A 6,931-nucleotide genomic window follows, 5' to 3' on the forward strand; every position below is an offset into this window, starting at 1 on the left:
TCAGAGGTCCTCGTAGAAGCGCAGGATCAGGGAAAGGATGCCGCCGAGCACCACCAGGTACACGCCGATATCGAACAGCAGCGTGGTGCCCAGGTGGAAATTGCCAAGGACCAGCCACTGGTGGGTCAGGAATGAGCCGTCCAGCCACAGCCCCGGCAGGCCGCTGAGCAGCGCGGCGAGGATGCCGAAGCCGATCACCGTCATGGGCTCGAAGCGCAGCGTCGCGCGCGCCACCTCGACCCCGCGGGCGAGCGCCAGGGTGGCGAAGCCGGCGGCGGCGATCAGCCCGCCGACGAAGCCGCCGCCCGGCTCGTTGTGTCCGCGGTAGAGCACATAGACCGAGACCACCAGCATCACGCCGAAGAGAATCCGCGAGAAGGCGGCGAAGATCAGTGAATTCATCGTGTGTCCCTCCGCCGTGGCAGCGCGCGCAACAGGCCCCAAACGCTAATGGCGGCGAACGCCACCACCACCACCTCGCCGAGGGTGTCGATGGCGCGGTAGTCCACCAGCACCACGTTGACCACGTTGCGACCGTGCGCCTCCAGGTAGCTGGTGGCGGCATAGAATTCGGAGATGCGTCCGTCCAGCGGCAGCGCCACGGTGGCAGCCAGGGCAACGAACACCACCAGCGCAAAACCCACCGAGAGCAGGATACCCAGGCGTTTCTCCCGCGGCCGGCGGGTCGAAGCCGTACGCTCCGGCACCCGGAGCAGCAGCGCCACCAGGATCAGTACCAGCAGCACCTCCACCGAGAACTGGGTGAGTGCCACGTCCGGCGCGCCGTTGAGCAGGAAGACCAGCGCCGAGCCGAAGCCCACCACACCGACCGCGATCATCGCGCGCAGCAACGACGGTGTACGCGTGGCGGCCAGCGCACCCAGGCACATCATCACGAGCACCACGGCGGTAGGCAGGTCGAATCGTCCGCCGCTCAGGCTGAAGACCGGCCACGTGCCGCTGGCCAGCACGCCGTAGCCGATGATCAGCAGGACGGCCGTTGCGACCGTGGCGGTGTAGCGATGCTGGTCGCCGTTTTGCAGGAGCCGCGTACAGCGTTCGGCCAGGCGCAAGGTACCGGTGAACACGGCGTTGTAGCCGGCATCGCCGAGGCTGCGCTTCAGCCCCGTGTTCAACGACAGCGCATAGTGGATGCGATGCCAGTAAGCGAGCAGACCGCCGGCGAAGGCGACCACGGTCGCGCTCAGTGCGAGCATCGGCGTAAAGCCGTGCCAGAGCGAGAACGACAGGTCTACCGTATGACCGACGAGCACATCGTTGGCCGGCTGGATCAGCCCGGTGAGCAGGAAATCCGGCGCCAGGCCGAACAGAAAACCCAGGCCGCCGAGCACCAGCGGGCCGAGGTACAGGCCTGGGGTCTCCGGATGGTGCACCTCGCTGCGCGCCTTGCCCAGGTAATAGGGCCGAATCGCTGCCACCCCGGCGATCGCCGCGAACACCGCATTGACCAGCACCGCCACGGCCACCACCACCCAGCCGAAGGAGGCATTGAGCTGGCTCTCGAACAGGTATTCCTTGGTGATGAAGCCCAGCGTCGGCGGCAGTCCGGCCATGGAGATCGCTGCCATGCCGGCTGCCAGGGTGGTCATCGGCAGACGCCGGGCCAGCCCGCCGATCAGGCTAAGGCGCCCCTCGCCCACGGCATGGATGGTGGTGCCGGCGCAGAAGAACAGGGCCGCCTTGTACAGCGCGTGCGCAATGATGAAGGCGATCATCGCGGTCACCGAGTAGTCGCCATCCAGACCGATCAGCATCACCAGTACCCCCAGCGACCCCACGGTGGAGTGCGCCAGGACTTCCTTGAAGCCATCGGTGGACAGTGCTCGCACCGCCGCCACCAGCATGGTCAGGCTGCCGACGATGACCAGCGTGGTGCCGAATGCCGGTATGCCGCCAAAGACCAGGTCGAAGCGCGCCAGCAGATACACGCCAAGCTTGACCATGGTCGCCGAGTGCAGGAAGGCCGAGGCAGGCGCCGGGGCCTCCATCGCCTGGGGCAGCCAGAAATGGAAGGGCAGCTGCGCCGACTTGGTGAAGGCACCGAGCATGATCAGGATCATCGCCGGTACGGCCAGCGGGCTGGCCAGCAGCTCCGGTGCACGCTCGGCCACTTCCGACAGCGAGAAAGTGCCCAGGGTGATGCCGATCAGCAGGATGCCGGCGAACAGCGCCAGCCCTCCACCGCCGGTTACCACCAGTGACTGCAGGGCGGCCTTGCGCGCCTCCGGCCGGCTGGAATTGAAACCGATCAGCATGAACGACAGCAGGCTGGTGGCTTCCCAGAAAACGAACATCACCACCAGATTGTCGGACAGCACCGTACCGAGCATGGCCGTCATGAACAGCAGGATCAGCGTCAGAAAGCGCGCAGCTTCGGCAGGCGAGGAATGCGAAAAATAGGCGCCCGCGTAGATCGTCACCAGCGTCCCGATGCCGGTGATCAGCAGAACGAACAGCAGGGCGAAGCCATCCAGGCGGAGGCTCAGCGAAATGCCCAGCGCCGGTACCCATTCAAGGGTCTCGCTGATGGCGCCGGTCTCGCCGAGGTTCGCCCCCAGTGCCAGGAAGTAGAGGAACAGGCCGGCCGGCAGCAGCGCAGCGACCCATCCTCCATAGGGATAGGTGCGGCTAACGATGAACCTGGCGAGGATCGCTCCCAGGAATGAAACGAGCAGTGCAGCAAGCACGGCGCCATCCTCTTGTCGTGGATTGCTGGAAACGGCTGAGCTGGTAGCGCGTGTTTTGATAGCAAAGGTAGTTCAAACGATGCGTCGGGCGCTGTTACCAGCTATGTCAGGCGCAGCGGCAAGCCCCTGGCCAGACGCAGGCCAAGAGATAGGAGGGCGATGGGAGGGCACCGGCGAAGGCTGCGCAAGCGCCGTCTGCCGCGGGCCAGACGGCTGCCGGCGGTTTGTCGCGAAGGCGATGGAGCGACCGTGTGGGCGAGGCGCCGCACACGCTCGTGCAATTGTTACTTGCCTATGCAGAAGCTCGAGAAGATGCGGCCGAGCAGGTCGTCGGAGCTGAAGGCGCCGGTGATTTCGCCAAGCGCCTGCTGGGCCAGACGCAGGTCCTCAGCCAGCAACTCGCCGGCTCCGGCCAGCGTCAGCTGGTCATGCCCGTGCCGCAGATGCTCGTCGGCCAGACGCAGCGCGTCGAGGTGCCGACGACGCGCGCTGAAGCTGCTTTCGGCGGTCTGCTCGTAGCCCATGCAGTGCTTGAGATGCTCGCGCAGCAGTTCCAGCCCTTCCCCACTGCGCGCGCACAGGCTGAGCGTGGCCTGGCCGTCGTTATCGCAGCGCAGCACGATGGCCTCCCCGGTCAGGTCGGCCTTGTTGCGGATCAGCGTGACTTTTCCCGGCTCTGGACTGAAATCAAGAAATTCCGGCCACAGCGCCGAAGGATCGCTGGCTTCGGGGGCACTGGCATCGACCACCAGAAGGATGCGATCGGCTTCGCCGATGGCGCTCAGGGCACGTTGTACGCCGATACGTTCGACCTGATCCTCTGTGTCGCGCAGGCCGGCGGTATCCACCACGTGCAGCGGCATGCCGTCGATGAGAATGTGCTCGCGCAGAACGTCACGGGTCGTACCGGCAATATCGGTGACGATGGCCGCCTCGCGCCCCGCCAATGCGTTGAGCAGACTGGATTTGCCAGCGTTGGGACGACCCGCGATGACCACGGTCATGCCATCGCGCAACAGGGCGCCCTGCCCCGCCTCGCGCAATACTGTGGATAACTCCGTGCGGACCCCGTCCAGTTGCGCCAGCACATGACCGTCGGCGAGGAAGTCGATCTCCTCCTCCGGAAAATCGATCGCCGCCTCGACGTAGATGCGTAGCTGGATCAGCCGTTCGGTCAGCTGGTGCACGCGCCGTGAGAATTCGCCCTTCAGCGAGCGGACCGCGTTGCGTGCAGCCTGGGCAGAGCTGGCCTCGATCAGATCGGCAATGGCCTCGGCCTGAGCCAGGTCGAGCTTGTCGTTGAGGAATGCACGCTCGCTGAATTCGCCAGGTCTGGCCAGGCGCACACCCAGCTCGACACAGCGCTGCAGCAGCATGTCCAGCACCACCGGGCCGCCATGGCCGTGCAGTTCCAGCACATCCTCGCCGGTGAACGAATGAGGGCCGGGGAAAAACAGCAGCAGCCCCTCGTCGATGACTTCGCCATCGTCCGCATGGAATGGGCCGTAATGAGCATGACGCGGCGTCGGTTCGCGACCGCTGAGGGTGATGGCGATTGCCCTGGCGCGAGGGCCGGATACACGGACGATTCCCACGCCTCCCCGGCCGGGAGCGGTGGCGACGGCGGCGATGGTGTCGCGAGCTGGGATCATGCGGCCTCCTTTCTGGGCGACGGATAGCAAAACGCCCCAATCAAGGGGCGTTCTGCATGGGCGGGCAAGGCGTCAGGCGGGTTTCGCCCCGGCCTCGATCTGCCGCGTAATGTACCACTGCTGGGCGATGGACAGGATGTTGTTGACCACCCAGTACAGCACCAGACCGGCAGGGAACCAGAGGAAGAAGAAGGTGAAGATGATCGGCAACAGCTTCATCACCCGAGCCTGCATGGGGTCCGGCGGAGTCGGGTTGAGCTGCTGCTGAATGAACATGGTCACGCCCATGATGATCGGCAGGATGAAGTACGGATCCTTGATCGACAGGTCGGTGATCCAGAACATCCAGGGCGCCTGGCGCATCTCCACGCTTTCCAGCAGCACCCAGTACAGGGCCAGGAACACCGGCATCTGCACCAGGATCGGCAGGCAGCCACCCAGCGGATTGATTTTCTCCTTCTTGTACAGCTCCATCATCGCCTGGGACATCTTCTGGCGATCGTCACCGAACTGTTCCTTCAGCGCCTGCATCTTCGGCGAGACGGCGCGCATGCGCGCCATGGACCGGTAGCTGGCCGCCGACAGCGGGAAGAACGCCAGCTTGATGACGATGGTCAGGACGATGATCGACCAGCCCCAGTTGCCGAGCAGGGCGTGGATATTCTGCAGCAGCCAGAAGATCGGCTGGGCGATGAACCAGAGAATGCCGTAGTCGACCGTCAGACGCAGGCCCGGCGACAGCTCTTCCAGCTTGTCCTGGCTCTTCGGACCGGCATACAGCGTGGCGCCGGTCTCGCCCTGGGCGCCGGCGGGCACGGTAACGGCCGGGCCGGTGAAACCGATGATGTAGTTGCCCTGGCTGTCCTTGCGGGTCTGCACCTGATTGGTATCGCCGGCTTGGGGAATCCAGGCGGTAACGAAATAGTGCTGCAGCCAGGCGATCCAGCCACCCTGTACGGTTTCGCGCAGGTTCTTGTCGTCCATGTTGCTCATGGACACCTTGCGATACGGCTCGTCCTTGGTCCACAGCGCCGCCCCCAGATAGGTCGCGGTGCCGGTGGCAGTGCTGGACGACGGGTCGCCGCTCTTGTCGCGCTTGAGCTGGCCGAACAGATAACCGGTCCAGGGCTGCTGGCTCTGGTTATCGATCAGGTAGTTCACCTTCAGCGCATAGTTGCCGCGCTCCAGGGTGAAACGCTTGATGTAGTTGACGCCATCGGCGCTGTAGTTCAGGTCGACGACCAGCGCATCCTGCCCTTCGGCCAGCTGATACTCGGTCTTCTCGCTGCTGTACTGCGGACGGCCGCTGGCCTTGTCCGGGCCGTCGCCGATCAGGCCGCTCTGCGCCTCATAGGTACGCTCGCTGCTGCGCTCGAACAGCTGGAACGGCACATCGGGGCGATCCTGACGGCGCGGATACTGCGGCAGATGCAGTTCGACGATGTCGCCACCACGCGGATCGATGGCCAGGTCGAGCACGTCGGTACGGACGCGGATCAACTGGCTGCTCGGTGCGCTGGTCGGCAGGGCGCTGGCCTGCTGCTGACCGGCAACCGCCGGAACGTCGTTGGCATTGCCCTCGGTCGTTGCGCTCGGGCTGTCCGGCAGCGCCGGAGCGGCTGGCTGGCTTTGCGCGGTTTCGGTCGGCAGGGCTGCCTGACCGTAGTCCTGATTCCATTGAAGAACCATCAGGTAGGCAACGACTGCTAGTGCTACGAGCAGTATCGAGCGTTTGATATCCATGGTTACTCGGCCATCGGAGATGAATTGGAAGTGTTGTGTGTAGGCACGGGGTCGTAGCCACCGGGGTTCCACGGGTGGCAGCGCCCCAGTCTGCGCAGACTCAGCCAACCGCCACGCAGCAGACCATGGGTTTCGATGGCCTCGAGCGCGTAGCAGGAGCAGCTTGGATAGAAACGGCAGTGACTGGCCATCATGGGACTGATGGCGTACTGGTAGACCCGGATCGAAGCGATGGCCAATTTACGCATGGGTATTGTTGGCAGCTCCAGGTTCGGCAGCGGTCTTGGCTGGGTTGCGTGACAGTCGCTTCCAGAGCTTGGCGAACTGCTTCGCCAGTTCGGGATTGTCCAGATCAGCCAATCCCTTGCGGGCGATGATCACGATGTCCCAGCCCGCCAGTTCCAGCTGATGATGGCGAAAGGTTTCCCGTATCTGCCGCTTGATGCGGTTACGTTCCACCGAAAGCTTGACGCTTTTCTTGCCGATCACCAGCCCTAGGCGGGGGTGTTGCAGATCGTTCTCGCGTGCCAGCAGCAGGACGTTCCTGCCAGGCACCTTACCGGAAGGGGAGTCGAAGACTGCCTTGAATTGGCGGGGAGTCAGCAGACGCTTTTCCCGGCCGAAGCCCCGACTCACTACCTGTTCCGATATCAGACGGTCAGACGCTTACGGCCTTTGGCGCGACGGCGGGACAGAACTTGACGACCGTTCTTGGTGGCCATGCGGGCACGGAAGCCATGGGTACGAGCGCGCTTGATGGTGCTGGGTTGGAAAGTGCGTTTCATGGTGCGGTTACCTGGTGATCCATTGCGGGCCGGAATGGCCCCC

General features: G+C 64.4%; 7 protein-coding genes. All 7 read right to left on the reverse strand.

Annotation, left to right across the window (positions count from 1 at the left end; translation table 11 throughout):
- Positions 1-402: a Na(+)/H(+) antiporter subunit B gene (locus PSTAB_RS20870; RefSeq protein ID WP_013984552.1), complete on the reverse strand. Its 402-nt coding sequence runs from the start codon at positions 400-402 to the stop codon at positions 1-3.
- On the reverse strand, positions 399-2,708 hold the full coding sequence (gene mbhE, locus PSTAB_RS20875) for a hydrogen gas-evolving membrane-bound hydrogenase subunit E (RefSeq protein WP_013984553.1): 2,310 nt from the start codon (positions 2,706-2,708) through the stop codon (positions 399-401). Before mbhE ends, PSTAB_RS20870 begins: the two co-directional genes overlap by 4 nt.
- A 284-nt stretch (positions 2,709-2,992) precedes the next feature.
- Complete coding sequence (gene mnmE, locus PSTAB_RS20880; protein ID WP_013984554.1) at positions 2,993-4,360, reverse strand: tRNA uridine-5-carboxymethylaminomethyl(34) synthesis GTPase MnmE; 1,368 nt, start codon at positions 4,358-4,360, stop codon at positions 2,993-2,995.
- Positions 4,361-4,432: 72 nt separating this feature from the next.
- On the reverse strand, positions 4,433-6,103 hold the full coding sequence (gene yidC, locus PSTAB_RS20885; protein WP_011915210.1) for a membrane protein insertase YidC: 1,671 nt from the start codon (positions 6,101-6,103) through the stop codon (positions 4,433-4,435).
- Positions 6,104-6,105: 2 nt separating this feature from the next.
- Positions 6,106-6,351 carry a membrane protein insertion efficiency factor YidD gene (gene yidD, locus PSTAB_RS20890; RefSeq protein ID WP_011915211.1) on the reverse strand — a complete coding sequence of 82 codons (246 nt, stop codon included), beginning with the start codon at positions 6,349-6,351 and terminating at the stop codon, positions 6,106-6,108.
- Positions 6,344-6,739, reverse strand: a complete 396-nt coding sequence (rnpA, locus tag PSTAB_RS20895) for a ribonuclease P protein component (protein WP_011915212.1) — start codon at positions 6,737-6,739, stop codon at positions 6,344-6,346. Before rnpA ends, yidD begins: the two co-directional genes overlap by 8 nt.
- 14 nt (positions 6,740-6,753) lie before the next feature.
- Positions 6,754-6,888, reverse strand: a complete 135-nt coding sequence (gene rpmH / locus PSTAB_RS20900; protein WP_003290924.1) for a 50S ribosomal protein L34 — start codon at positions 6,886-6,888, stop codon at positions 6,754-6,756.
- Positions 6,889-6,931 lie beyond the last annotated feature (43 nt).

The organism is Stutzerimonas stutzeri (genome assembly GCF_000219605.1).
GTDB classification, from domain to species: Bacteria; Pseudomonadota; Gammaproteobacteria; order Pseudomonadales; family Pseudomonadaceae; genus Stutzerimonas; species Stutzerimonas stutzeri.